Source organism: Sphingomonas sp. AOB5 (genome assembly GCF_029433115.1).
In the GTDB taxonomy this organism is placed as follows: domain Bacteria; phylum Pseudomonadota; class Alphaproteobacteria; order Sphingomonadales; family Sphingomonadaceae; genus Sphingomonas.
Map to the genome: position 1 here is coordinate 1 of NZ_JARNTV010000010.1, position 24,284 is coordinate 24,284.

The following is a 24,284-nucleotide window of genomic DNA, read 5'->3' on the forward strand; positions in this document are numbered from 1 at the left end:
GCGGCAACGTGCTCGCCAGCATCGCGGACGCACCCGGCGTGTCGATCCCGGCGGGCGCGAACTCGGCACCGCTCGACCGGCCCCGCGCCGCGATACGCTCGTCATACCAGGCCAGCGGATCGCTCTCGTCGATCAGCGCCTTCAGCCGCTCGCGCATCGCATCCAGCTGCACTGCCACCGTCTCGCGGCCCGTGAACCGGCGCAGCGGCGCGTGGAACAGCGCCTCCGCCCGCGCCTGGGTGGCAAGATGGGTCAGGAAATCGGTGGGCGCGTCATATTCGAGCAGGATGCCGAAATGCAGCGAATTGCCCTGCGGCGTGCAGCGGTGGCGCAAGCCCGAAGGGACGAACATCATGTCGCCCTCGTTCATCATCACCTCGAACGCGACCGGCGGCACCGCATCAGGTGGCATCGGCACCGAACGGCGCATGCTCCCTTCCACCACATCGCCATGAAAGTGCCACAGCTTCGATCCCGAAAGCTGAACGATGATCAGGTCTTCGGAATCATAATGGACCTTGAGCCCGGAGGGGCCGAACGAGGCGATCGCGCCGATCATGGTGCGCGCGCCGGTCCAGCGCTCCACCGCGCAGGCAAGGTCCCACAATTTCGGATCGGCGCGGATCAGACTGTTGGCGATCAGCGTGTTGCCCTGACGCGCCACGGTGCGCATCGCGATCGGGCGCGGATAGCCATTCTCCTCCGCCCCGACCTTCTTCAGATCGACCCCGGTGTCGCCGGCATAAATCTTGACCTCATGCGCACCCAGCGCACCGCGCGCCAGCACCCGCTCCAGATCCGCCATCGTCCAGATCGAAGCGGGATCGGCAATCGCACCGGGTATGTGCAGCAGGCGCCGCGCGGCCATATGCTCGCGCAGCGTCTCGTCAGGCAGGGCTGCGCGAATTTGGGACAGGATGGCGTTCATATTGGACTCGTTGCGGTCCCCGTGATTATCATCGCTTCGTCGAAACGCCACGTCGTTAACGATTCGGACGTCGATGCGGTGCATAATTGCTACACCGTATCCGACTTGTTCGTTTCTTGTCGGAAATGGCTAAGACATGAATTGCGCGGCACAAAAGGTTCGTGTAAGTGCCCGAGGGACATAAAGAGGGGTAACGCCTGTGAATCCGGAACTGAAGATCGATGCCGCCCAGCCCGAGTGGAACACGCCCGTTCTGAGCGAAGACCGCATCACCGATTCGACCCAGCACTATTTCCTGGCGGGCATCGATAACTACGAAGCCACCAATCCGGTCGGCTACGGCAGCTAATAGCGCCAGCGCGGAAGAAATTCATCAGCTCCGGCGATCATCGCCGGGGCTGATTTTCGTTGCCTGAAGCAATTGCAATATCGAACTGCAATGACGATCAGCCGATGATCCCGTCGGCAACCAGGCGATCGATAATCGCCGCGTCATAACCCAGTCCTTCCAGCACTTCCCGGCTATGCTGCCCCAGAGTCGGCGGCGCGACGGGATCGACCACCGGTGTGCGCCCCAGCTTGAGCGGCGACGCCACCAGTCTCACTTCCCCGGCACTCGGATGCGGCACGCTAGCCACCATGCCGCGCGCCTGCGTTTCCGGCGCTGCCAGCGCCTCGCCCACACCGCGAACTGCGCCGGTCGGCACACCCACCGAACGCAATCCCTCCAGCCACCACTCGGTCGGCCGCTGCGCGATCAACGGGATCAGCTCGGCCAGCAACGCAGCGCGATTGGTCACGCGCGCACTGTTCTTCGCGAAGCATTCGTCACTCGCCAGATCGGGCCGCTCGAGCAGCCTGGTGCATAGCGCCGCGAATTGCCCGTCATTGCCCACCGCGATCACCACCTGCCCGTCGCTGGTGTCGAACAATTGATAGGGCACCACCGTGGGGTGACCGTTGCCGTATCGCTTCGGCTCGGTGCCCGCGACCAAGGCCGCGCTGCCGACATTGGCGAGCATCGACAGCTGGCAATCATAGAGCGCCATATCGAGATGCTGGCCCTCCCCGTCCCGGTCCGCCGCGATCAGCGCCGCCAGGATCGCCTGCGCCGCGGCCATGCCAGTGAACAGGTCCGCCACCGCCACGCCGACCTTCATCGGCTCGCCATCCACCGGTCCGGTGACCGACATCAGCCCGCCCTCGGCCTGGATGACATAGTCATAGCCCGGCCGCTCCGCGATCGGCGAGGTGCGGCCGTATCCCGAGACCGAACAATAGACGATGCGCGGGTTGATCGCGGCGATCGACGCGTAATCGAGCCCGTATTTGTCCAGCCCACCCAGCTTGTAATTCTCGACCAGCACGTCCGCTTGCGCCGCCAGCGCTTTCACGATCGCCTGCCCCTCGGGCTTCGAGATATCGAGCGCGATGCTGCGCTTGTTGCGATTGGCGCACAGATAATAGGCCGATTCGCCGCCGGTATAGGGCGGTCCCCAATGCCGCGTATCGTCCCCGCCGCGCGGATGCTCCACCTTGGTGACGTCCGCACCCAGATCCGCGAGCACCATCGTGCACCACGGCCCCGCCAGCACGCGCGAGAGATCGAGGACACGGCGCCCGGCAAGCGGTGGTGCGGTTTTGGATCGGTCGGTCATTGGCGTGGCTTCCGGCCTGCGATTGGCAGGGTCAAGCGGAAGATGCGGCGGCCGCAAAGGAACTGGCTGGGGCGGAAGGATTCGAACCTTCGGTACACGGCATCAAAAGCCGTTGCCTTACCGCTTGGCTACGCCCCAGCAGGAAGCGCGGCTTATAGTGTTCCCGCCGCGCTTGGGAAGCCTCAGAAAAGGCGTTGCAGCCAACCGTGCGGATCGGGTGCTTCGCCGCGCTGGATCGCGACCAGATCGGCGCGCAGCTTCTCGGTCAGGATGCCGGGACCGCCATTGCCGATGGTGAAATCCGTCTCGCGTCCGCGCACGCGGCCGATCGGGGTGACCACCGCCGCGGTGCCGCAGGCGAACGCCTCGCGCAGCTTACCGCTGCGTGCATCGGCTTCCCACTGATCGATGCTGTAGCGTTCCTCGCGCACCGTGATCCCGGCGTCGCGCGCCAGCGTCAGCAGCGATTCGCGGGTGATGCCCGGCAGGATCGTCCCGCCCAGCGGGGGCGTCTGGATCGAACCGTCGTCGAACACGAAGAAGGTGTTCATGCCGCCCAGTTCCTCGACCCACTTATTCTCGACCGCGTCGAGAAAAACCACCTGATCGCATTCGTTGCGGATCGCCTCTGCCTGAGCGATCAGGCTGCTGGCATAGTTGCCGCCGCACTTGGCCGCGCCAGTACCACCGGGCGCCGCGCGGGTGTAATGCTCGGAGATCCACAGCGTCACCGAAGGCGCGCCGCCCTTGAAATAGGCGCCGGCCGGCGATGCGATCACCATGTAGAGATATTCGGAAGCAGGCTTCACGCCGAGGAACACTTCGCTGGCGAACATGAAGGGTCGCAGATAGAGCGAGCCGCCTTCGCTGTCCGGGATCCAGTCGCGGTCGGCCTTCACCAGTTCGCGCACCGAATTGAGGAAAAGTTCGTCCGGCAGCGGCGCCATCGCCATACGCTCGGCGGATTCGCGGAAACGCGCCGCATTGGCTTCGGGACGGAACAAAGCCGCGCCGCCATCGGGCAGGCGATAGGCCTTCAGCCCTTCGAAAATCTCTTGAGCATAGTGGAGCACGGCGCAGGCGGGATCCATCTGGATCGGGCCGCGCGGCTGGATGCGGGCATCGTGCCAGCCCTTCTCGACCGAATATTTGATCACCACCATGTGATCGGTGAAGACTTTGCCGAAACCGGGATTCTCGAGGATCGCCGCACGGTCCGCCACGGCGACCGGATTGGCATGTGCCTCGAACTCGAAATCCAGGATCGTCGCGTCTTCCATTGGCTGTGTCCGGTCGTTCGTCTTGGGTTGCGGAGGACTAGGCCCGGTGGCAAGAATGGTCAACATGGCTGCCCCAATTCCCGCCTCTCCTTTGTTCCTGCGCGAGCCGGAAATCCGGCGCGGCGTGGAACTGCTCTATTTCGGCTATTCGCACCTGACCCGCACCATCGACGCGGGGCTCGCCGAGCAGGGCCTGGGCCGGGCGCACCACCGCGCACTCTATTTCATCGCCCGCAAGCCGGACCTGACGGTGAGCGAGTTGCTGGCGCTGCTGGCGATCACCAAGCAATCGCTCGGCCGGGTGCTGGGCGAATTGGCAGAGCGCGAACTGGTCGAGACGCGCACCGGCGAGAAGGACCGGCGGCAACGGCTGTTGCGGTTGACCGCCAAGGGCACCGCGCTGGAAGCCGAACTGTTCGAAGCTCTGCGCGAAAAGCTCTCCGCCGCCTATTCGCGCGCCGACCGTGAGGCGGTCGGCGGGTTCTGGGCGGTGCTGGAAGGTCTTGTGCCCGAAAGCGAGCGCGACCGGGTGGCACAGCTGGGGCGGTAACCTAGCCCCGCGCAGCTTCCGCCAGTTCGGCGCTGCGCTTCGCCGCTGCATCCAGCGTTTCGTGGATCAACCGCTTCAGCGCATTGTCGTGATCGAGCACGTTCAGGCCGGCGCGGGTGGTGCCGCCGGGGCTGGCGACGCGATCCGCCAGCGTGGCGGGGCTGGCGTCCGATTTCTCGGCCAATGCCGCGGCGCCTTCCACAGTGGCGATGGCGAAACGCTGCGCCTGATCGGCAGGAAGCCCCAGCGCAGTACCGGCATCGGCCAGCGCTTCGATCAGCCGGTAGATGAAACCCGGCCCGCTGCCCGACAGCGCAGTGACGACATGGAACTGGTCCTCGCGCTCGATCCATTCGACCAGCCCCAGCGGCGCCATCAGCCCATGGGCGACCGCTCGGGCATCGGCGTCGCTGCTCTCGGTATGGAGCGCGACCACCCCCTTCGCGATATCCACCGGCAGATTGGGCATCGCACGCACCACGGCATCGGCGTCAAAACGTGCGGCCAGCGTCGCCTCCTCGACCCCCGCAAGGATCGAGACCAGCAGCTTCGCTTTCAGCCGCGGTAGACTACCCAGCTGCTGCGGCTTGATCGCCAGCACCAGCACGTCCGGCGCACCCTCGGGCACCTCGGCGACGAGGCGCACGCCGCGCGGCACCTTGGGCGCATAGGGATCGATCACGGTGATGGAGGACGGCGCGGTGCCGCTGGCGATCCAGCGGCGCAGCATCGCTCCGCCCATATTGCCGCAGCCCACCAGCCAGATGCTGGCAGCGGCGGTCACGCTTCGCCCTGCGTCTCGATCAGCGCGGAAGCCAGCGCGTCGGCCGGCGTCTTGCCGCCCCACAGCACGAACTGGAACACCGGATAGAAGCGCTCGCACTCGTCGATCGCGCTTTCGATCAGCAGCTCCGCCTGGGCGAGGCTCAGCGTCGGCTCCTCGCCATCGACCATCGTCGCGTGACGGAACAACAGGATGCCACTGGCCGACCACAGCTCGAAATGACCGATCCACAGCTGTTCGTTGACCAGCCCGATCGTCTCGTACAGCGCGGCGCGGCGCTCGTCGGGCACGCGGATGTCCGGAAAGGCCAGGAACTGCAGCACGCCGTCATCCTCGCGCCAGATCGCGCGAAGCTCATATTCGGTCCAGCTGCCCTTCACCTTGGCGACGATCTCGTCGTCCTCGCGCTCGTGCGACCAGCCATGTGCGGCATAGTAGCTTTCGAGCATGTCGATCGGCGCGGCGTCGTCGCGATCGAACTCGGCTTCGTCGAGCATCACAACCTCCACCCCAGAAACGCTGGAGCAGAACTAACGGTCCATCGGCGGAGCGCACAAGCGCGGCGTGGGCAAGCCTGTCGAAAAGCTGTGGAAAAGCCGTGCAAGCTTATCCCTGCGGCTTTTTTGGTGCCTTGGGCTTGGGTGCGGGCTTTGCGGCGGCCTTGGGCGCGGTGCCCAGCTGGGCTTCCAGCGCGGCGATGCGCAGCTTCAGCGCGTCGGCTTCGTCGCGGGCGGCGACGGCCATGGCCTTCACCACTTCGAATTCGTCGCGGCTGACGAAATCCAGTCCGCCGACCCATTCCTTGGCCCGCTCGCGCGCGGATTCGCTGCCCTCGCGCGCCATGCCGGCAAAGGTGCCCGCGGCGCCATTCACGAACTTCACGAAATCGTCGAACAGGCGGTTGTCAGTTTGCATTGGTCTGGACCTCGAACGGTTCACTGGTCACGCCATTGTCGCTCGGCGCGTCGAGTATCACTTGGTCACTCGACCCCGACGGGACAAGACCCGCCGCGTTCGGATTGAGCCGGTCGATCTGATTGAGCAGGAAACCCGCGTAGCAGACCCAGGCGAGATAGGGCAGCAGCAGCACCGCCGCGCCCACCCGGATCCGGCCGAACAGGATGATGGTCAGCATCACCAGCACGCCCAGCACGCACAGCAGGATGAAAGCCGTCTGCACCTGATGCATGCCGAAAAAGACCGGCGACCAGGCAAGGTTGACGCCCATCTGCACCGCGAAGACCACCAGCGCGGGGCCACGCAGCGTCGATCCACGGGCGTTGATGATCATCGCCAGCGCCAGACCGGCCAGCACGTAGATCACCGTCCAGGCGACCGGGAAGGCGATCTCCGGCGGCATGTTCTCGGGCTTGATCAGCGCCATATACCACGGATTCTGCGATCCCGAGGGAACGAGGCGCGCCGAAGTGAAGCCGAGCAACAGGATGAACGGCACCGTGACCACCGCCCATCGCAGATAGGCGAGGCGCAATTGCCCCTTCGATGCGATCTCCCTCAAACCCGCGACCTCCTTATTCAGCGGGCTGAGGTGCCCCCGAACCTAGCTGCGCGTCAAGCTCCCGCCCGACCGCTTCGGGAGAACTCGTGCGTTTTGCGAACCTGGTATAGAGAATCGGGATCAGAAAAAGGGTGATCAGCGTCGCCAGCGCCACGCCGAACACGATGACGACGCCGATCGAAGCGCGCGCCGCACCGCCTGCGCCGCCGCCGATCACCAGCGGAATCGCACCGGCAATGGTCGCGATCGACGTCATCAGAATCGCGCGCAGGCGCCGCGCCGCCGCCTGACGGATCGCATCGGCAATCTCGGCGCCTTCGTCGCGCAGCTGATTGGCGAACTCCACGATCAGAATGCCGTTCTTCGCCGCCAGACCCACCAGCATGACGATGCCGATCTGGCTGTAGAGATTGAGCGACTGGCCCATCACCATCAACCCGATCAGGCCACCGCCCACAGCCAACGGCACGGTAGTGATGATCACCGCCGGATGGACAAAGCTCTCGAACTGCGCGGCCAGGATCAGATAGACGATCAGGATGGTGATCCCGAACACCATCAGGATCGATCCGCCGGTCTCGATGAACGCCTGACTCTCGCCGCGATAGCCCACCGCCAGCACCTCGGGCGAGGCCGCAGCCTGATCCTGCAGGAACTTCAGCGCCTCACCGAGTGAGTAACCGGGCGCCAGCGCGCCGGAGAGGGTGATCGCGCGCAGCTTGTTGAACCGGCCCAGATCGCGCGGACCGGCCACCTGCCGCGTCGTGACGAGGTTCGACAGCGGAACCACGCTGTTGTCGCGCGCGCGGACATAGATCTGCGCGAGATTGGCCAGGCTGGTACGGTCGCCATCCTCGGCCTGCACGATCACGCGATACTCTTCGCCGCGATCGACATAGGTCGAGACGCGGGTCGAGCCGAGCAGGGTCTGCAGCGCTTGGCTAACCGCCTGCACCGACACGCCCAGATCGCCGGCGCGCTGCGCGTCCACGTCGATCCGCACCTGCGGCTTGGTTTCCTTGTAATCGCTGTCGAGGTTGATGATCCCCGGATTGTCCGCCGCGGCCTGCAGGATGCGGTCGCGCGCACGGGCGAGATCCTCATAGGTGTTTCCGGCGATGACGAAGCCGATCGGCTGCCCGCGACCGCGGCCCAGCGCCGATCGCACCGCTGCGTTGCCGCGTACCGACGGGTTCTGCGCGAGGACGCGGTTGATCTGCTGCACGACCTGCTGCGTGGTCTGGGTGCGGTCTTCCCATGGCTTCAGGAAGACGACGAACATACCGCTGTTGAAATCGTCGCTGGCGCTGAAACCGCCCGGGACGCGGGTGATCAGCGATCGCACCGAACCGCCATCGAGCATCGGCAGGAGATTGCCCTGCAGATCGGTCATATAGCGTTCCATCTGCGCGAAGCCGGTGCCTTCGGGTGCGCTGATCGACACCTGCGCCTGGCCCTGATCCTCGACCGGCACCAGCTCGGACTGGAGCGTGGTGAAGGCCAGCCCCGACAGGCCCAGGAATATCGCCACCACGATCACCGGGATCAGCGGCTTGCGCAGCGCACCATCCAGACGGCGTGCGTAGAACCCCTCCAGCCGCTGGAACTTGTCGTCGATCCAGCCGGTGAAGCGCCCGCGCTTCTCATGGCGCAGCATCTTCGAGCAGAGCATCGGCGTGAGGCTGAGCGCGAGGAAGCCTGAAAAGGCGATCGCGCCGATCATCGCCACCGCCAGCTCGCGGAACAACAGGCCGGTCTGGCCGGCAAGGAAGCACACCGGCACGAACACCGCGCAGACGACCAGTGTGGTCGAGATGACCGCGAAGCCCACCTGCCGCGTGCCCTTGTACGCGGCGACCAGCGGCGGCTCGCCTTCCTCGATCCGGTGATAGACATTCTCGAGCACGACGATCGCGTCGTCCACGACCAGGCCGATGGCGAGCACCAGCGCGAGCAAGGTCAGCAGGTTGATCGAGAAGCCGAAGAACCACAGCACCGCCATACTGCCGAGCAGGCAGATCGGCACCGTCACCGCGGGGATCAGCGTCGCGCGCCACGATCCCAGGAACAGGAAGATCACCACGACCACCAGCACCGCGGCCTCGCCCAGCGTGTGCCACACGCCCTCGATCGCGCGGCCGATGAACAGCGAATCGTCGCCGCCGATATCCAGCACCATGCCCTGCGGCAGGGTCGGCTGAAGCTGCGCCATCAGCGCCTTGGCGGCATCGGCAACCGCCAGCGTGTTCGCGCCGGACTGGCGCACGATCCCCAACCCGACCGCCTGCGCACCGTTCACGCGGAAGCGCGAATAGGGGTTCTCGGCCCCCTGCTCGACGCGCGCAACGTCGCCCAGCTTGACCTGATAGCCATCCGGCCCACGCCCGACGACCAGCGCCGCGAAGCTCTCCGGCGACTGGAACTGGCGATCGACGCGCAGGGTCAGGTTCTGCTGCTGCGATTCGATGCGGCCTGCGGGCAATTCGACATTCTGGCGGCGCAGCGCGGCCTCGATATCGGCCGGGGTCAGCTGGAACGCGGCCAGCTTTGCCGGCTGCAGCCAGATGCGCATCGAAGGCCGCGCATCGCCGCCCACGAACACCCGCGCCACGCCGTTGATGTTGGCGAACCGGTCGGTCAGGTTGCGATCGACCCAGTCGGCAAGCTGGAGCTGGCTCCAGCCGGGCCGGCGCACCGTGACGAACATGATCGGCGACGCATCGGCATCGACCTTGCGCACCTGCGGCGCCAGCACGTCCTCGGGCAGGTTGCTGACCGCACCGGCCACGCGGTCGCGCACGTCGTTGGCGGCTTCGTCGATGTTGCGGCCGGGCGCGAACTCCACCGAAATGTCCGACGAACCGTCGCGCGAACGCGAGGAGATCACCTGCAACCCCTCGATGCCCGAAAGCTGGTCCTCGAGCGGCTGGGTGATGCGCGCTTCGATCACGCTGGCGGCGGCGCCGGTATAGCTGGTCGAAACCGAGACGATCGGCGGATCGGTGTCGGGGTATTCACGCACCGACAGGTTCAGGAATGCGACCGCGCCGACGATGGTGAGCAGCATCGCCAGCACCGCGGCGAAGACAGGCCGCCGGACGGAGAGGTCCGAAAGCTGCATTTAGCTGCCCTTCGCCCCGGCCTTGCCCTTTGCCTGATCGCCGCCCTTGGCCCCGGCCTCACCCTCGACGCGGACCTTCTGGCCATCGCTGATCTTGACCACGCCTTCGGTCACCACGCGCTGACCCGGACGCAGGCCTTCCAGTATCTCGACCATGCCGTTCTGCCGGATCCCGGTCTTCACGGGGATGCGCTTCGCTGCGCCATTCTCGACCACGAAGACGAAATTCTGATCGCCCTCGCCCACCAGCGCCAGTTCGGGCACCGCGACGTTCTCGCGCGCCTGCGCCTGGATGGAGACGGTCAGCAGCATGCCCGGCTTCAGGCGGCGATCGCCATTGGGCAGGATCGCGCGGACGGTGACGGCACGGGTCTGAGGATTGAGCACGGTATCGATGCTGGAGATCGTTCCGCGGAACGGCTGATCGGGATAAGCGGCGGCGCGCGCTTCGATCACCTGCCCCGGCCGGATCTGCGCCAGCAGCGTTTCGGGCACGGCGAAGTCGAGCTTGATCTTCGAAATGTCGCTGATCGTCGCAATCTCGGTCCCGGCGCCGACCACCGCACCCGAGGAAATGTTGCGGAGCGACACCCAGCCCGAGAATGGCGCGCGAATCACCCGGTCGCCGATCGAGGCGCGCGCCTCGGCCGCCTGTGCCTTGGCCTGTGCCGCGAGTGCGGTCTGCGAATCCACCGCGCTGTTGGTGGCAAAGCCGCGCTGGCGCAACTGGCTCAGCCGCGCGAGTTGCTGGTTGGCTTCGCGCTCGCGGGCGCTGGCTTCGGAAAGCTGGGCGCTCTCCTGACCCGACGCGAGCACCGCAACCACCTGACCGCGCTGGATAAAAGCGCCATCGTCGAAGTTCAGGCGAACGATCCGCTCGGTCACCGGCGCGGCCAGAGTGACCTGCTCGTTGGCGACCGCGGTGCCCACCGCATCGATCCGGTCGATGAACTGCGCGCTCTTCGTCGCTTCGGCCCGCACGAGCGGCGGTTCGCGCCCGCCCGCGTTGCCATTGGCCTTCCCGCCGCATCCCCCCAGGGCAACAGCAAGCGCGATCAGAAGAATTGTGCTCCGCATCAATTCTCAGCGGCTATGCTGACAGCGGTAGAAAGGCAAGGCAAATCTTGCATACAAGTTCAACATCTACCGTACAAGCTGGCCGGGGAACACCACCCGTGCCACCGGATGATGTCTGCTAAATGTCGGCGGCGAGGCTCAACGAGAAGCGCCGCGCGCCATTGGGTACGAAGAATCCACTGCCGCCATTGTTCCACCCGAAGGTGTTGGTGACGTTCGCAACCTGCGCGCGGAACATCAATTTGGTGTCGCCCAGATTGAATCTGTAACGCGTACCCAGGTTCAGGATCGCCCGCGTCGGGATGATCAGCGTGTTGGCCGCATTGGCGGTGCGGTCGCTGGTGCCCTCGGCATAGATGTCGAACGACAGGGCCGGATGGCTCGGCAGGCGATAGTCGAAGCTGACGATGGTGTGGCGGCCGATGCTGCCGACCGGCTTTGGCCCGATCGTGCCATTAGCCACTTCCTCACCGCTCACCCGCGCATCGAGGAAGATGTTGCCGGCCACCACGTATAGCCCCGGCAGCAATTCGCCCGCGACCGAAATCTCGACCCCGCGATGGCGCACCATGCCGAGTTGACGGAAGCGCAGCGCGGAATCGAGATTGAAATAGGGCTTCTCGACATCGAACACGCCGACCACTGCATGCACCTTGCCGACGGTCCAGCGCAGGCCGCCGTCCATCTGGCGGGTGCGGATCGCGGGCGGCGCTTCGTTGAGGTTGACCGCCTCGATCGGCGCGACCGGGCTTTCCTCCAGCCCGCGCGTATAGCCGCCATAGAAAGCGAGCTTCGGCGTCACATAGACCGCCGCATTCGCGCTGAAGAGGAACGGCGAATCCTCGGTCTTCGGGAACACGACCAGCGGGTTCGGATCGGTCACCGTCTTGCTGTAATCGCTCTTCTGGATGCCCAGGCTCAGTTCGCCGACCGAACGCCAGCGGCCCTGATAGGCGAGGCCGAAGGTGGTCTGGCGCACCGCGTCGGTGGTCTGCGGACCCTGCGCATAAGCCGGTTCGGGGCGGAAATCGGGACCCAGGCTGGTGCTGGGGCCAAGGTCGATCAGCGCCGCGCCGCCATAGCGCCGGTCCTGCGCGCGGCCGCGGGCCGAGGCGATGAATGTATGCCGCCGCGGGCCTTCGTCGAAATGGCGCGACACGCGCAGCTCGCCCGAAGTCGAGGCCGACGATGCACCCTGCTCGATCACCACGATGCGGCGGCCGACCAGCCCGTCCGGCCCAGTGTTGAACAGCAGGTCCGCCGCCGATCGATCGACATTGCTGACCGAGCGGAACACGCCCAGCCGCACGTCGAACCCGGCCGGATCGGCCCGCGCGACCATGCCGTAATTGACCTGCTCGGCGCCGTAATCGGCCCATTCCTGACCATAGAATTCGTTGCGGGCAAAGCGCTTGGGCAGGAACGCGCCGCTGGTGAAGATCAGCGGCTGGGCCTCGGCGTCGCTGGTCTGTACCCGGCTCCAGAAGGTCATCAGCTCGATCCCCGGCCGCGGCGCATAGCGCACCACCGTGCCCATCGAGAGATCCTTCGGGCTGCCCCCGAACGGCTGGCCGTTGCGATAGATGCCCGCGCCCGCTGCGATCCCCAACCGCTCGCCATCGATCGGCAGCTCGAAATCGACTTCGCCATAGCCGCCATTCCACGGCCCGAAGCCCACACCGACCGATGCCAGCGGCGACCCGCCGGGCTTGCGCAGCGAGAAATCGGCAATGCCCGTCGGCGCCGGGAAGGAATAGCTTTGCGCGGAAATGCCGACGCGGATCGTCGATCCGGCGATCACGCGGCTGGTGAGGTAGGTCTGCTGGTCGAAATACAGACCCTCGATGCGGACATTGCCGGCATCGACCGGCGAGAAGGCGCGGACATTATAGGCGTTGTAGATGCCGATCGAATCGTCGCCCACGCTGGTGCCGAACGCGTCTTCCGCCTCGGCGACAGCATTGTCGTCCGTACGCTGCGCCAGCGCCGGCACTGCCGCGATCAATGCGATTGCAGCGACCGACAGCCGCGTGATTCCCCTTGTCATGTCCGACTCCCCTTCGGCGCATATTGCGATAGTGTGATAGCACACTCAAGCACTGAATGGCGGATTAACGCCTCGCGCCGATGAGATACTCCACATTCCCTTCCGGACCCTTGATCGGACTTTCGGTCACGCCTTCCACCGTCCAGCCCTTCGACACGACCCATTCGGCCACTTCGCGGCAGACGCGCGCGTGCACTTGCGGATCGCGCACCACGCCGCCCTTGCCCACTTCCTCGCGTCCCGCCTCGAACTGCGGCTTGATCAGCGCCAGCAGCCGCGCATCGGGCGCCGCGAAGCCCAGCGGCACGTCGAGCACCTTGGCCAGCCCGATAAAGCTGGCGTCGCACACGATCAGGTCGACCAACTCGGGGATATGCGCGTCGGTCAGGATGCGCGCGCTGGTCTGTTCATGGACGATCACCCGCGGGTCCTGCCGCAGCTTCCACGCAAGCTGGTTGGTCCCCGAATCGACCGCATAGACCCGCGCCGCGCCGCGGGTCAGCAGCACATCGGTGAAGCCGCCGGTCGAAGAGCCCACGTCGATCGCCACCGCGCCGGTCACGTCCCAGCCGAACTCGTCCAGCCCATGCGCCAGCTTGATCCCGCCGCGCGACACCCAGGGATGATCGCGCCCGCGCACTTCTATTCCAGCGTCTTCGGCGAGCATTTGCCCCGCCTTGTCGATCTTGCGCTCGCCCGAAAAGACGAGGCCCGCCATGATGAGCGCCTGCCCCCGCGTCCGGCTCTCGGCCAGCCCGCGATCGACGAGCATCTGGTCTGCGCGCTGCTTGGCCATGACGCGCTTTAGAGGCTCCCCTCCACCCGGCGCAACTGCCCCGCATTTCGTCGCAATGGCTATTGCCCATCAATTCAGTGGGAATTACGTAAAGGGTCCGGCCACTTCCTCATAGGGAGAACGGACATGAGTATCTTTACGCCCATCGAGAGCGGCGCGCCGCTCATCCTGACCGTGCCCGGCCTTGGCGGCTCGGGGCCGTCGCACTGGCAGACATTGTGGGAGCAATCGCGCCCCGACACGACCCGCGTCGAGCTGGGCATGTGGAACACGCCGCATCGCAATGCCTGGGTGACCAAGCTGGATCAGGCGATCCGACAGGCGCAGGCACCGGTGGTGCTCGCCGCCCATTCGCTCGGCTGCCTGGCCGTGGCATGGTGGGCCGAACTGACCAGCCAGCCCTTCGGCTATCCGGTCGCGGGCGCCTTGCTGGTCGCCCCCGCAGATGTCGAGCGCAGCGAAGCGCCCGAGCTGGCCGCGTTCCGCCCCACCCCGTCCAAGCCCCTGCCTTTCCCCTCGATCCTGGTCGCAAGCACCGACGATCCGTGGATCGGCATCGACCGGGCGAAGGGCCTCGCCGCGCAATGGGGCAGCCATTTCGTCGACGCCGGCGCGCAGGGGCATATCAATGCCGCCAGCGGCATCGGCTGGTGGGAGGAAGGGCAGGAACTGCTCGATCGCGTGCTCGACGCGGCCTCCGATCGCGGCGGCCGTCCGCGCAATGCAGGCGAGGCGCGCTCGCTGCTCGCGGTCAACGCAACCGAGGCTGCGCAGTCCCACTATCTCGGCGCCGGCTGACCCCGATTTCGGGCTACCGCATCGCCGCCCCGGACCGTCGCGGTTCCAGTGGAAACGGAGGTGAAACGACCCTATAAATCGCGTGCGGGCAGGCCGGGTGGCGTCCCCCTAGAGCGTCCGCCCGGCCAACCGTTCCTCCCCGATTGATAAGACCCGTCTTTGCGCGCAGAACGGCGCGATGACACCGGTTGATCGTCGCACCCTGATCGGCGCCGCCCTTGCCGCGCCGCTCCTCCCCGCCGTCGCGCATGCGGCCAGCGCCCCTGCATTTCCCGAACCCGCCTTCAGCGTGAAGCTGTGGCCCGGCGAAGCGCCCGGCCTGAAGGACCCGGCGCTGAAGGACGAGGTGATCGAGCGTAGCAAGGATCCCGCGATCCGCGACCGCGCGATGGTGAAGGTCCGCACGCCGCGGATGGACGTCTTCCCCGCGAAGAACCCCAATGGCGCCGCGGTGCTGATCACGCCGGGTGGCGGCTATCAGCGCGTGGTGATCGACAAGGAAGGCTATGAACTGGCCGCCTGGCTCGCCGAACGCGGCGTGACCGCATTCGTCTGCTTCTATCGCCTGCCAGGACAAGGCTGGGAAAATCCGCGCACCGTCTCGCTCGCCGACGCCCAGCGCGCGATGCGGCTGATCCGACATCGCGCCGCGGAGTGGAAGATCGATCCCAAACGCGTCGCTGCGCTCGGCTATTCCGCAGGCGGCCATGTCTGCGGCGATCTCGCCACCCGCCATGCCGAGAAGGTCTACGCGCCGGTCGACGACGCCGACACGCTCGACGCGAAGCCGATCGTCGCCGCGCCGATCTACCCGGCAATCGCGATGGACCCGTTCCTCACCCGCGAAGCCGCCGCCGGCACCTATGCCAGCAGCGGCACCGGCTGGCAGGTGCTCGACGCGCAGGTGAGCAAGGACACCCCGCCCTGCTTCCTCTGCCATGCCGAGGACGACGCGACCCTGCCTGTCGAATTCACCGTCCGCCTCCGCGCGGCGCTGAAGGCAGCAGGCGTGCCGGTCGAGACGCATCTGTTCGAGGAGGGCGGCCACGGCTTCGGCCTGCGCTTCACCCTCGGCAAGCCTGTCGCGGCATGGCCGGACCTGTTCATGGCCTTTGCGAAGCGGCACGGCTGGTAGGAGCCAAGCAACTATACAGCCTGCCTAGTTTGCGCCAATTGACGTCACTGGTGAAGTTTAGGTGCCTAGGTTTTGGGGGCGGCATGGATAGCGGGCCAGGTGCAATAATCCACTATAGCGCCGACGATGTGGAACGTTTGCTGGAGCAAAGGCGAAAATTCTCGGGTGAGCAATGGAGTTCAGCGAACACCTACGACGCTGCGATCATAGTTGCAGGGTACGGAGCATTCTTCGCGCTCTGGGCAGGGGTATCAGATGACATAACTCCTTTCGCGCGCGTGACCACAGCATTCCTAATGGGTATTTCGATCGCACTCTACATCGTGTGGACAATGGGGGTGATGGTCGCACGACATCATCACGACCGGGAGTTTGCGGCCTCGATGGTAAAGACGCAAAAACCGGAAGAAGCTTTCCTGGAGTGGGATGCGATTGAGCGAAAGCAAATGAACTTCTTGCAGTGGATTCAACGGCGGCTGTGGATGCCCTTTTTTGGGGTCACCGTTCTCCTCGGCATCTCCGGCGGACTGATCCTCATATACAACTGCCTCGCTGTTGCGGCGGGGTTACCGCAGCTAACCGGCCACTTCTGAGTGACTTAAGCGCGGATGCCGAAAAAATGGCGCGTCCATGTATCTACCGTGACGACCAACCGGCACGATGATATGTTGTAACTTACACCGGCCGGGTCTATATCGCCGCCAGATGGCGACGACTCTCCCCCTTTCGCGATTCTGGAATACGCTGGACACCCGCATCGATCGCATCGCTATCGGGCTCAGCGGGTTGTGCCTGGCGCACTGCCTCGCGACGACGGTGCTGCTCGCGGTCTTCTCGGCCGCCGGGGGCCTGCTGCATCCGGCGGTGCATGAATTCGGCCTGTTGCTGGCGATTGTCTTCGGCATCATCGCGCTGGGCCGCGGCATCTATATGCATGGCTATATGATGCCCGCGGTGGTCGGCGCATTCGGCATCGGCATCATGGCCGGAGCGCTCTCGCTGCCGCACGGCAATTACGAGATCGTCTGGACGCTGATCGGCGTGTCGCTGGTCGCGCTCGGCCACGACCTGAACCGCCGCGCGACTTACTGAGCGCCGAGCGTCAGCAAATAGGCGTAGATCGCGTCGACCTCCGGGTCGCTCCAATGCACAAACCGGCCGCGAGCAACCCCGCTCATCAGCCTTAGCTCGCGATTTCCCGTCGCCTTGCCCGTCCGCATCAATCGGAAGAACGCCGCGCGGTCATAGCCCGCTGCACCGGCCAGATCGGGCGGCCCCTTGCCCGGCGCGTCGAACGGATTGTCGCCGCGCAGCGAGAAGCCATGGCATTCGTTGCAACTGGTCATCGCCAGATATTCGCCCAGCCGCACCTCGGGCCGCGGATCGTTCGCCTTCGCCAATAACGGCACTTTGCCGGTGAAGAATGGAATCGCATGATCCTGGCCCCGCGCCATATCCCAGCGCGGTTGCCAGCCGAGATAGCCGGCGGGCAGCGCCGCTTCGCGAACCGGCACTGTGCGCAGGAATGCGATCAGCGCCGCCATATCGGCATCGCTCATCCGCGCGAAGTTGAACGACGGCATCGAATAGAGCGCCCGCCCGTTCGCTCCGATCCCGTGCCGCACCGCAGCCTCGATCACCCCCGGCGCATGCTCGCGCGCATAGCGGGCCAAATTGGGCGCCACCGCGCGGCCATAGCCGTACCAGGGATCGTCGCCGAACACCTCGCCCTGCAACGCATCGCCATGGCAGCCGAAACAGCCGCGGGTGCGGGCGATATGCTCGCCCTTCGCGATCGAGGCCGCGTCGGTCGGGATCGGCTGCCGGAACGCCATTGGCGGATCGAAGCGGCGCAGTTCGGCCTCGCTCGCCAGCCAGACCCAGCCCAGGAACAGCGCGCCCAGCACCAATATGGCGCCGGGCACGAGCAGGATCCGCTGCCATAGCTTCATGGATGCGATGATGCGTGGTGCCGCCGCTTGCCGCAAGCCGTCCGAGCGCCTAAATTCGATCAATGGCCCATCATCACCATCACGAGCACGAAGGCACCGACCTGACGCGCGCCGCCCAGACCACGCTGGAAAAGTCCGGCGAGCAATGGACGAGCATGCGCGAACGCGTGTTCGAGGCGCTGGCCGGGTTCGAAAAGCCCGCCTCCGCCTATGACATTGCCGAGGCCGTCTCGAAGATCGAGGGCCGCCGCGTCGCCGCCAACAGCGTCTATCGCATCCTCGACCTGTTCGTCGGCGCGAATCTCGCCCGCCGCGTGGAAAGCGCCAACGCCTATGTCGCCAACGCGCATCCGGACTGCCTGCACGACTGCATCTTCCTGGTGTGCGACAATTGCGGCCAGACCACGCATATCGATGACGACACCATCACCAAGAGCGTCCGTTCGGCCGCCAAGGGCACCGGCTTCTCGCCCGTCCGCCCGGTGATCGAAGTCCGCGGAAAATGCGCCGACTGCGACTGACGCTACGGCAAGCTGCACAGAATCTGCATCCAAGCTGCTGAATCACAATGTTCGACTTGGGGGTTAGGCTGCGGTATCAGGCGGCATGTCCGACCTACCCAAAACGCCGCTGCTCGACACTGTCGACACACCGGCCGACCTTCGCAAGCTGAAGCCGGAACAACTCCGCCAGCTTGCCGACGAGCTGCGTACCGAGACCATTTCTGCGGTCGGCACTACCGGGGGCCATCTGGGTTCGGGCCTTGGCGTGGTCGAGCTGACCACCGCGATCCACTATGTCTTCAACACGCCCGAAGACCGCCTCGTGTGGGACGTCGGGCATCAATGCTATCCGCACAAGATCCTGACCGGACGCCGCGATCGCATCCGCACCCTGCGTCAGGGTGGCGGCCTCAGCGGCTTCACCAAGCGCAGCGAGAGCGAATACGACCCGTTTGGCGCGGCGCATTCGTCGACCTCGATCAGCGCGGCGCTCGGCTTCGCCGTCGCCAACAAGCTGTCCGGATCGCCCGGCCGCGCCATTGCGGTGATCGGCGACGGATCGATGTCGGCGGGCATGGCCTATGAGGCGATGAACAATGCCGAAGTTGCGGGCAACCGGCTGATCGTGATTCTCAACGACAATGACATGTCGATCGCGCCGCCGGTCGGCGGGCTCTCCGCCTATCTCGCGCGGATGGTGTCCTCGTCCGAATATATGGGCCTGCGCAGTCTCGCGAAGCGCGCCATCCGCAAATTCTCGCGCCGCCTCACCGCCGCTGCGGGCAAGACCGAGGAGTTCGCACGCGGCCTCGTCACCGGCGGCACGCTGTTCGAGGAACTGGGCTTCTATTATGTCGGCCCGATCGACGGCCATAATCTCGACCATCTGATCCCGGTGCTCGAAAATGTGCGCGACGCGAAGGAAGGCCCGGTCCTGATCCATGTCGTGACCAAGAAGGGCAAGGGATATGCCCCGGCCGAGAACAGCGCGGACAAATATCACGGCGTCCAGAAGTTCGACGTGATCACCGGCGCGCAGGTGAAGGCCCCGCCGGGACCGCCCGCCTATCAGAATGTGTTCGGCGACGCGCTGATCGAGGAAGCGAAGAAGGATCCGAAGATCGTGGCGATCACCGCCGCCATGCCCGGCGGCACCGGCGTCGATCGCTTCGGCAAGGCGTTTCCGGACCGCACCTTCGACGTCGGCATTGCCGAACAGCATGCAGTGACCTTCGCCGCCGGCCTCGCCGCACAGGGCATGCGTCCCTTCTGCGCGATCTATTCGACCTTCCTGCAGCGTGCATATGATCAGGTCGTCCATGACGTTGCGATCCAGAACCTGCCGGTGCGCTTCGCGATCGACCGCGCAGGTCTGGTCGGGGCGGATGGCGCCACCCATGCCGGCAGCTTCGACGTCACCTATCTGGCGACGCTCCCCAATTTCGTGGTGATGGCCGCGGCCGACGAAGCCGAACTGGTCCATATGACCCACACCGCCGCGCTCTACGACACCGGCCCCATCGCGGTCCGCTATCCGCGCGGCAACGGCATCGGCATTGCGCTGCCCGAAATTCCCGAACAGCTCGAGATCGGCAAGGGCCGCATCGTGCGTGAGGGCAAGAAGGTCGCGATCCTGTCGCTCGGCACCCGCCTCGCCGAGGCGCTCAAGGCCGCCGACGCGCTCGAGGCCCGCGGCCTCTCCACCACCGTCGCCGACCTGCGCTTCGCCAAGCCGCTGGACGAGGATCTGATCCGCCGCCTGCTGACCACACATGAAGTGGCGGTGACGGTCGAGGAAGGCGCAATCGGCGGCCTCGGCGCGCATGTGCTGACCATGGCCAGCGATCAGGGCCTGATCGATGCCGGACTGAAGCTGCGCACGATGCGCCTGCCCGACCTCTTCCAGGATCAGGACAGTCCGCAGAAGCAATATGACGAAGCCGGCCTGAACGCCGAGCATATCGTCGACACGGTGCTGAAGGCGCTGCGGTGGAACGAAACCGCAGTCGAAGGCGGAGCGCGGGCCTAACCGCGCTCCGCCCCGGCATTCGTCAGGGTAACGTCCCCTCCAGCGCGATGCAGAACAACAGCGGCAGATAGGGCTGGCGGTTCTCATGCGCCTGCCCGCTGCCGGTTTGCCCGACCATCGATGCATGCATCGTCCGCCGCGTGCCCGGCAGGATGAACGGCGTGTCATAGGCAGAGGCGATCGGCCCCTGCGGCGTGGCGACGAGCCGCGAGATATAGTCACCTGCCTGCGGCGTCTTGCGCTGGGACGCGATTTCGCCGAGCCGACCGCGTGCGAAATGCCGGTGCGCCGGCATCTGATCGGGCAACAGCGTCACCTTTTCACTGCCCGGCTTCTCGCCGACATGACGCGGCGACTGGCCGAACCCTTCCCCCGCGCCCATCAGCGTGCGTCCCCGCATATCGGGCAAGCCGAACTGGGTGACACCGTCACCGCCATAGATGTTCTTCACCACCCGGAACAGGCCGGCATATTGGCCCCCGACGCCCACCAGGTCGCCGTTGCACTCTGCCCAGCCGCTGGGCACGCGGTTGCTCGCGAAGGCGCGGATTTCACCAATAACAGGCATCGGAGACCTCCCCGTCGATTGCGGCGTCGCCGGTAAACGGCTTGGGCACCACACCCTCAACCGCGATGATGTAATTGACGACCAGGCTGGGCATCACATTGTCGTGATCGCCATAGCCGCCCACGATCTGCAGCGTATCGCTGGCTACGGCTGCTTCCGTCGCCGGCACGCTGCCATTGTGGTAGAACTGGGCCAGGCTACCCGGAGCCGCCAGCATCGAGTTGGCGCCCGGAGCTGAATCCGTCGCCGATCGCTTCATGACGTTCAGCGGATGGCTGTGCGGCGGAAGCTCGAGATTGCCGAGCGCGACCTTCTCGCCCCCGCCCTGCTCACCCCAGTCGTAGACATGCGCGCTTTGCGCCCGGCCGGTGCACACCAGCACGCGGCTCTGCAGATCGGGCAGGCGGAATGTGCTCGTCCCGTCCCCGCCGAACTTCGTGCCGATCAACTCATAGAGCTGCTCGTTGCCGGCGATCACCAGATACTCGCCGTTGCACAGCTTCCACCCCTGCGGCACGGTCTTGCCCGCGTGCGGCCGGATCTCTCCCAGATATTGCTCGCTCACAGCGCATCCTCCGTGTTCGCTTCGCTATCGCTCGCCGAGGATGGGAACATCCCGATCGTGCTCATGCAGTATTGCGTCGCCAAATAGGGCTGGACATTGGCATGCGGCTTGCCGGCACCGGTGCTCGAGATGCTGTCGGCCGCCAGCTGGACGGTATCGTCGGGCATTGCCGGCGTGCCGTAGAGATTGATCGCCTGAGTCCCCGACTTGGCGCCCGCCAGATAGTTGCCGGTCGGCGGGGGCGTATTGGCCGGCGCATTGGTCGCGGACCAATTGTGCTGGTGCGGCGGCAGGTTGGCGGCGGTCAGCGCGACTTCTTCCAGTCCGCCGGGCGCCCCGAGGACATAGTTCGCGCCATCCGGCATCTGGCCACGCCCCACGGGCACGCGGCCGGCGAGGTTGGGCACGCCGAAAGTCGTGGTTCCATTGCCGCCATAAGTGGTGCCGAGCAGCGCAAACAGCGCCGCATAGGGCCCGATCGGCAGCGTCCGCCCGTCGCACGGCACCCAGCCAACGGGCACCAGCCCGAAGGCAAAGGCGCGGACCTCACCCATATAGATATCGTCCATATACCCTCCGCTTGCGAAGCGGCTCCAACGCCGCTTTCTGTCCGAAGGGCATCCTGAAGCATCGAATCGTTTCGTCAATAGATACAACCATTTCCGACTCAAAGTTCATATGTTCACTGTTGCGCAGGAAGCGCCGCAATCATCGCGCACTGGCCTTCCCATCCCGGCCCCGCTAAATCCCGCGCCGTGCTCCAAGCGACTCCCCTGCCCGCCACCGCCCGGCCCCGCGCCATTGCCAACTGGCTGTTCGCCGTCGCCGCGCTGATCGTCCTGATGGTGGTGGTCGGCGGCATCACGCGGCTGACCGAATCCGGCCTCTCGATCACCGAATGGAAGCCGATCAGCGGCATCGTCCCGCCGCTCACCGACGCGCAGTGGCAGGCAGAGTTCGACAATTACAAGCGCATCCCCGAATACACCCAACTCAACCAGGGCATGACGCTCGCCGGGTTCAAGGCGATCTTCTTCTGGGAATATCTGCACCGCCTGCTCGGCCGGCTGATCGGCATGGCGTTCGCGCTGCCGCTGATCTGGTTCGCGGTGAAGAAGGCGATCCCGCGCGGCTATGGCTGGAAGCTGGTCGCGCTGCTGATCGCGGGCGGTATGCAGGGCGTGGTCGGCTGGTGGATGGTCACCTCCGGCCTCACCGAACGCACCGATGTCAGCCATATCCGCCTGGCGACCCACCTGCTGATGGCGCTGGCGATCCTCGCGGCGCTGGTCTGGGTCGCGCTCGATCTGCGGACGCTGGACCGCAATGCCGCAGAGCGCCCTGCGCGGCTGACCCGGCTGGGCACGGGCGTGCTCGCGATCCTGTTCGTGCAATTGCTGTTCGGCGCGCTGGTCGCAGGGCTCAATGCCGGGCTGGTCACCAATGAGTGGCCGCTGATGAACGGCCATTTCTTCCCCGGCGCGACAACCGAGGGCCAGAGCTTCTTCGGTGCGCTGTTCAACGATCCGGCCATCGTCCATTTCGTCCATCGCTGGTGGGCATGGGTCGCCGTCGCCGGGCTGATCCTGCTCGCCCGCGCCGCCAAGCCGCTCGACCGCCGCGCCTCTATCGCCATCCACAGCGCGTTCGGCATCCAGATCCTGCTGGGCATCGCCACGGTGATGTCGGGCATGGATATCGTGCTGGCAGCGCTTCACCAGCTGACCGGCGCGCTGTTGCTGGTCGCCACCGTCTGGGGCGCCCACGCCATCGGCCGGCGTAAATGAGAATTGGGCGATGAGCGATGTAGCGTTGCTCTGGTCGACCTTCGCCGACCGGGCCGACGCCGAGCGCGTAGCCGAAGCGATGATCGCCGAGCGCCTCGCCGCCTGCGTCAACATCCTCGCGCCTTGCACCTCCATCTATCGCTGGGAGGGCAAGGTTGAGCGCGGCGACGAAGTCCCCGCTCTGTTCAAGACGACACCCGAACTCGCCGATCGCCTGCGCGCGCGCATCGCCGAACTGCATTCCTACGACCTGCCGGTGATCGAGGCCTGGCTCGCCGCCGCTTCGGACCCGGTATCCGACTGGATCGCGCGGGAAACCGGCGCTTGATGTTCCTCGCGGCCATCGTCGCACTGGCGCAGGCCGCGATCTTCGCCCCGCCGCTCGACGTGCCGATCCGCGTCGTCACCGAACGGATCGAGCCGGAAGGCACGTATCGCGCCGAACGCCTCGTCCGCTTCCATCGCGACGGCGCCGGTTATCGCGCGAAGGTCCGCGTGATCGCCGCCAGCGCGGAAACCTCGGACCAGCGCAGCGCGATGTTCGATGCGGGCTTCAGCGGCATCATCGGCCGCACCATCGAGTTCCGCCTCGACCCGACCGGTAATGTCGTCGAAGTGATCGATCTCGCCGCGCACTGGAAGGCGTTCAGCGACGGCATCGCCCGGCTGACCGCCAACCGGAATCCCACAGCAACCGCGGCCGCCGAACGCATCCGCACCCTGCCCGAAGCGCAGCAGCAGGCGATCTTCGCTTCACTGGTCACCGCGCTGATCAGCGGCGATGGCGGCGAGACCCCCGACACCACGCGCACGCTACGCCTCCCCGCCGCCTCGCCCTTTGGCGGCTCCGCGATGCTCGACGGCACTCGCCGTTTCGAACGAAGCGGCGAGATCCTGCGCAGCACGACGCTGGCGCAAGGCGATGTCGCAGGCCGCGACGGCGCCACCGCGCGCGTCTCGGTCGAGACGGTGCGCGACACCGATCCCCGCACCGGCCTGATCGCATCGGCCCGCGAAACCACCCGCACCCGCCTCGGCGAGCAGACCCGCGAGCGCGTTTCGACCCTGTCGGTGCGCATCGAACCGGGCACAAACTGGCCCGACTGAGGGCGGCTCCAACCGAATGGTATCCTGATACCCGTCAGGAAACCCGCGCATTCGCTTGACTTTATCGCACCTCTTCTGCA

At 65.8% G+C, this 24,284-nt stretch carries 26 protein-coding genes and 1 tRNA gene; 11 read left to right on the top strand and 16 right to left on the bottom strand.

Annotation, left to right across the window (positions count from 1 at the left end):
- Positions 1-928: cupin domain-containing protein (locus P1X14_RS06460; RefSeq protein WP_277314502.1), on the bottom strand; the 928-nt coding region annotated here is incomplete at its 3' end.
- A gap of 199 nt (positions 929-1,127) precedes the next feature.
- Here P1X14_RS06460 and P1X14_RS06465 point away from each other — a divergent pair.
- Complete coding sequence (locus tag P1X14_RS06465) at positions 1,128-1,277, top strand: hypothetical protein (RefSeq protein ID WP_277314503.1); 150 nt, start codon at positions 1,128-1,130, stop codon at positions 1,275-1,277.
- Between the two features lie 97 nt (positions 1,278-1,374).
- On the opposite strand, the gene P1X14_RS06470 is transcribed toward P1X14_RS06465, so the two are convergent.
- The 3 genes from P1X14_RS06470 to P1X14_RS06480 form a co-directional block, all read right to left on the bottom strand.
- On the bottom strand, positions 1,375-2,586 hold the full coding sequence (locus tag P1X14_RS06470) for a CaiB/BaiF CoA-transferase family protein (RefSeq protein ID WP_277314504.1): 1,212 nt from the start codon (positions 2,584-2,586) through the stop codon (positions 1,375-1,377).
- A 63-nt stretch (positions 2,587-2,649) separates the two neighbouring features.
- Positions 2,650-2,724, bottom strand: a tRNA-Gln gene (locus P1X14_RS06475).
- A 44-nt stretch (positions 2,725-2,768) separates the two neighbouring features.
- Positions 2,769-3,866 (bottom strand): branched-chain amino acid aminotransferase, encoded by a 1,098-nt coding sequence (locus P1X14_RS06480; protein ID WP_277314505.1) that lies wholly within the window; start codon positions 3,864-3,866, stop codon positions 2,769-2,771.
- Between the two features lie 64 nt (positions 3,867-3,930).
- Between P1X14_RS06480 and P1X14_RS06485 the strand changes: the two genes are divergently transcribed.
- Entirely contained in the window at positions 3,931-4,416 is a 486-nt protein-coding gene (locus tag P1X14_RS06485; RefSeq protein ID WP_277314506.1) for a MarR family transcriptional regulator, read from the top strand.
- 1 nt (position 4,417) lies between these two features.
- On the opposite strand, the gene proC is transcribed toward P1X14_RS06485, so the two are convergent.
- The 8 genes from proC to P1X14_RS06525 form a co-directional block, all read right to left on the bottom strand.
- A complete protein-coding gene (gene proC, locus P1X14_RS06490) occupies positions 4,418-5,200 on the bottom strand; it encodes a pyrroline-5-carboxylate reductase (protein ID WP_277314507.1) in 783 nt (260 codons plus the stop codon).
- Complete coding sequence (locus P1X14_RS06495; RefSeq protein WP_277314508.1) at positions 5,197-5,697, bottom strand: YbjN domain-containing protein; 501 nt, start codon at positions 5,695-5,697, stop codon at positions 5,197-5,199. The genes proC and P1X14_RS06495 overlap by 4 nt, the downstream gene beginning before the upstream one ends.
- 109 nt (positions 5,698-5,806) lie before the next feature.
- Positions 5,807-6,115 (bottom strand): accessory factor UbiK family protein, encoded by a 309-nt coding sequence (locus P1X14_RS06500; RefSeq protein WP_277314509.1) that lies wholly within the window; start codon positions 6,113-6,115, stop codon positions 5,807-5,809.
- Positions 6,105-6,719: a TspO/MBR family protein gene (locus tag P1X14_RS06505; RefSeq protein ID WP_277314510.1), complete on the bottom strand. Its 615-nt coding sequence runs from the start codon at positions 6,717-6,719 to the stop codon at positions 6,105-6,107. The genes P1X14_RS06500 and P1X14_RS06505 overlap by 11 nt, the downstream gene beginning before the upstream one ends.
- Before the next feature lie 13 nt (positions 6,720-6,732).
- Positions 6,733-9,840, bottom strand: coding sequence for an efflux RND transporter permease subunit (locus tag P1X14_RS06510; protein ID WP_277314511.1), 3,108 nt, complete (start codon positions 9,838-9,840; stop codon positions 6,733-6,735).
- On the bottom strand, positions 9,841-10,917 hold the full coding sequence (locus tag P1X14_RS06515) for an efflux RND transporter periplasmic adaptor subunit (RefSeq protein WP_277314512.1): 1,077 nt from the start codon (positions 10,915-10,917) through the stop codon (positions 9,841-9,843).
- A 118-nt stretch (positions 10,918-11,035) separates the two neighbouring features.
- Positions 11,036-12,964 (bottom strand): TonB-dependent receptor, encoded by a 1,929-nt coding sequence (locus P1X14_RS06520; protein ID WP_277314513.1) that lies wholly within the window; start codon positions 12,962-12,964, stop codon positions 11,036-11,038.
- Between the two features lie 64 nt (positions 12,965-13,028).
- Positions 13,029-13,760, bottom strand: coding sequence for a TlyA family RNA methyltransferase (locus P1X14_RS06525; protein ID WP_277314514.1), 732 nt, complete (start codon positions 13,758-13,760; stop codon positions 13,029-13,031).
- A 126-nt stretch (positions 13,761-13,886) separates the two neighbouring features.
- Here P1X14_RS06525 and P1X14_RS06530 point away from each other — a divergent pair, with 126 nt between their 5' ends.
- From P1X14_RS06530 to P1X14_RS06545, 4 genes are all read left to right on the top strand, one after another.
- Complete coding sequence (locus P1X14_RS06530) at positions 13,887-14,558, top strand: alpha/beta hydrolase (RefSeq protein ID WP_277314515.1); 672 nt, start codon at positions 13,887-13,889, stop codon at positions 14,556-14,558.
- A gap of 178 nt (positions 14,559-14,736) precedes the next feature.
- A complete protein-coding gene (locus P1X14_RS06535; protein ID WP_277314516.1) occupies positions 14,737-15,693 on the top strand; it encodes an alpha/beta hydrolase in 957 nt (318 codons plus the stop codon).
- A gap of 128 nt (positions 15,694-15,821) precedes the next feature.
- Positions 15,822-16,286: a hypothetical protein gene (locus P1X14_RS06540; protein ID WP_277314517.1), complete on the top strand. Its 465-nt coding sequence runs from the start codon at positions 15,822-15,824 to the stop codon at positions 16,284-16,286.
- Between the two features lie 112 nt (positions 16,287-16,398).
- Entirely contained in the window at positions 16,399-16,785 is a 387-nt protein-coding gene (locus P1X14_RS06545; RefSeq protein ID WP_277314518.1) for a MerC domain-containing protein, read from the top strand.
- Here P1X14_RS06545 and P1X14_RS06550 read toward each other — a convergent pair.
- The gene (locus tag P1X14_RS06550) at positions 16,779-17,645 is read right to left on the bottom strand and encodes a cytochrome c (RefSeq protein ID WP_277314519.1); all 867 of its coding nucleotides are present in this window, start codon (positions 17,643-17,645) and stop codon (positions 16,779-16,781) included. The two genes, P1X14_RS06545 and P1X14_RS06550, sit on opposite strands and share 7 nt — an antisense overlap.
- Positions 17,646-17,707: 62 nt before the next feature.
- On the opposite strand from P1X14_RS06550, the gene P1X14_RS06555 reads away from it, so the two are divergent.
- Positions 17,708-18,166, top strand: coding sequence for a transcriptional repressor (locus P1X14_RS06555; protein ID WP_277314520.1), 459 nt, complete (start codon positions 17,708-17,710; stop codon positions 18,164-18,166).
- Positions 18,167-18,251: 85 nt separating this feature from the next.
- Positions 18,252-20,177: a 1-deoxy-D-xylulose-5-phosphate synthase gene (gene dxs / locus P1X14_RS06560; RefSeq protein WP_277314521.1), complete on the top strand. Its 1,926-nt coding sequence runs from the start codon at positions 18,252-18,254 to the stop codon at positions 20,175-20,177.
- 22 nt (positions 20,178-20,199) lie between these two features.
- Here the strand turns inward: dxs and P1X14_RS06565 are convergent, their stop codons facing one another.
- Genes P1X14_RS06565 through P1X14_RS06575 form a run of 3 tightly spaced genes read right to left on the bottom strand, consistent with a single transcriptional unit; the run spans position 20,200 to position 21,879 of the window.
- Positions 20,200-20,745, bottom strand: a complete 546-nt coding sequence (locus tag P1X14_RS06565) for a tail fiber protein (RefSeq protein WP_277314522.1) — start codon at positions 20,743-20,745, stop codon at positions 20,200-20,202.
- The gene (locus P1X14_RS06570; RefSeq protein ID WP_277314523.1) at positions 20,729-21,310 is read right to left on the bottom strand and encodes a tail fiber protein; all 582 of its coding nucleotides are present in this window, start codon (positions 21,308-21,310) and stop codon (positions 20,729-20,731) included. Before P1X14_RS06570 ends, P1X14_RS06565 begins: the two co-directional genes overlap by 17 nt.
- Positions 21,307-21,879: a tail fiber protein gene (locus P1X14_RS06575; protein ID WP_277314524.1), complete on the bottom strand. Its 573-nt coding sequence runs from the start codon at positions 21,877-21,879 to the stop codon at positions 21,307-21,309. Before P1X14_RS06575 ends, P1X14_RS06570 begins: the two co-directional genes overlap by 4 nt.
- 186 nt (positions 21,880-22,065) lie before the next feature.
- Between P1X14_RS06575 and P1X14_RS06580 the strand changes: the two genes are divergently transcribed.
- The 3 genes from P1X14_RS06580 to P1X14_RS06590 are packed head-to-tail and all read left to right on the top strand — an operon-like array spanning position 22,066 to position 24,204.
- Positions 22,066-23,097 (top strand): COX15/CtaA family protein, encoded by a 1,032-nt coding sequence (locus tag P1X14_RS06580; RefSeq protein ID WP_277314525.1) that lies wholly within the window; start codon positions 22,066-22,068, stop codon positions 23,095-23,097.
- 10 nt (positions 23,098-23,107) lie between these two features.
- Positions 23,108-23,425, top strand: coding sequence for a divalent-cation tolerance protein CutA (gene cutA / locus P1X14_RS06585; protein WP_277314526.1), 318 nt, complete (start codon positions 23,108-23,110; stop codon positions 23,423-23,425).
- Positions 23,425-24,204 (top strand): hypothetical protein, encoded by a 780-nt coding sequence (locus P1X14_RS06590; protein WP_277314527.1) that lies wholly within the window; start codon positions 23,425-23,427, stop codon positions 24,202-24,204. The genes cutA and P1X14_RS06590 overlap by 1 nt, the downstream gene beginning before the upstream one ends.
- Positions 24,205-24,284 lie beyond the last annotated feature (80 nt).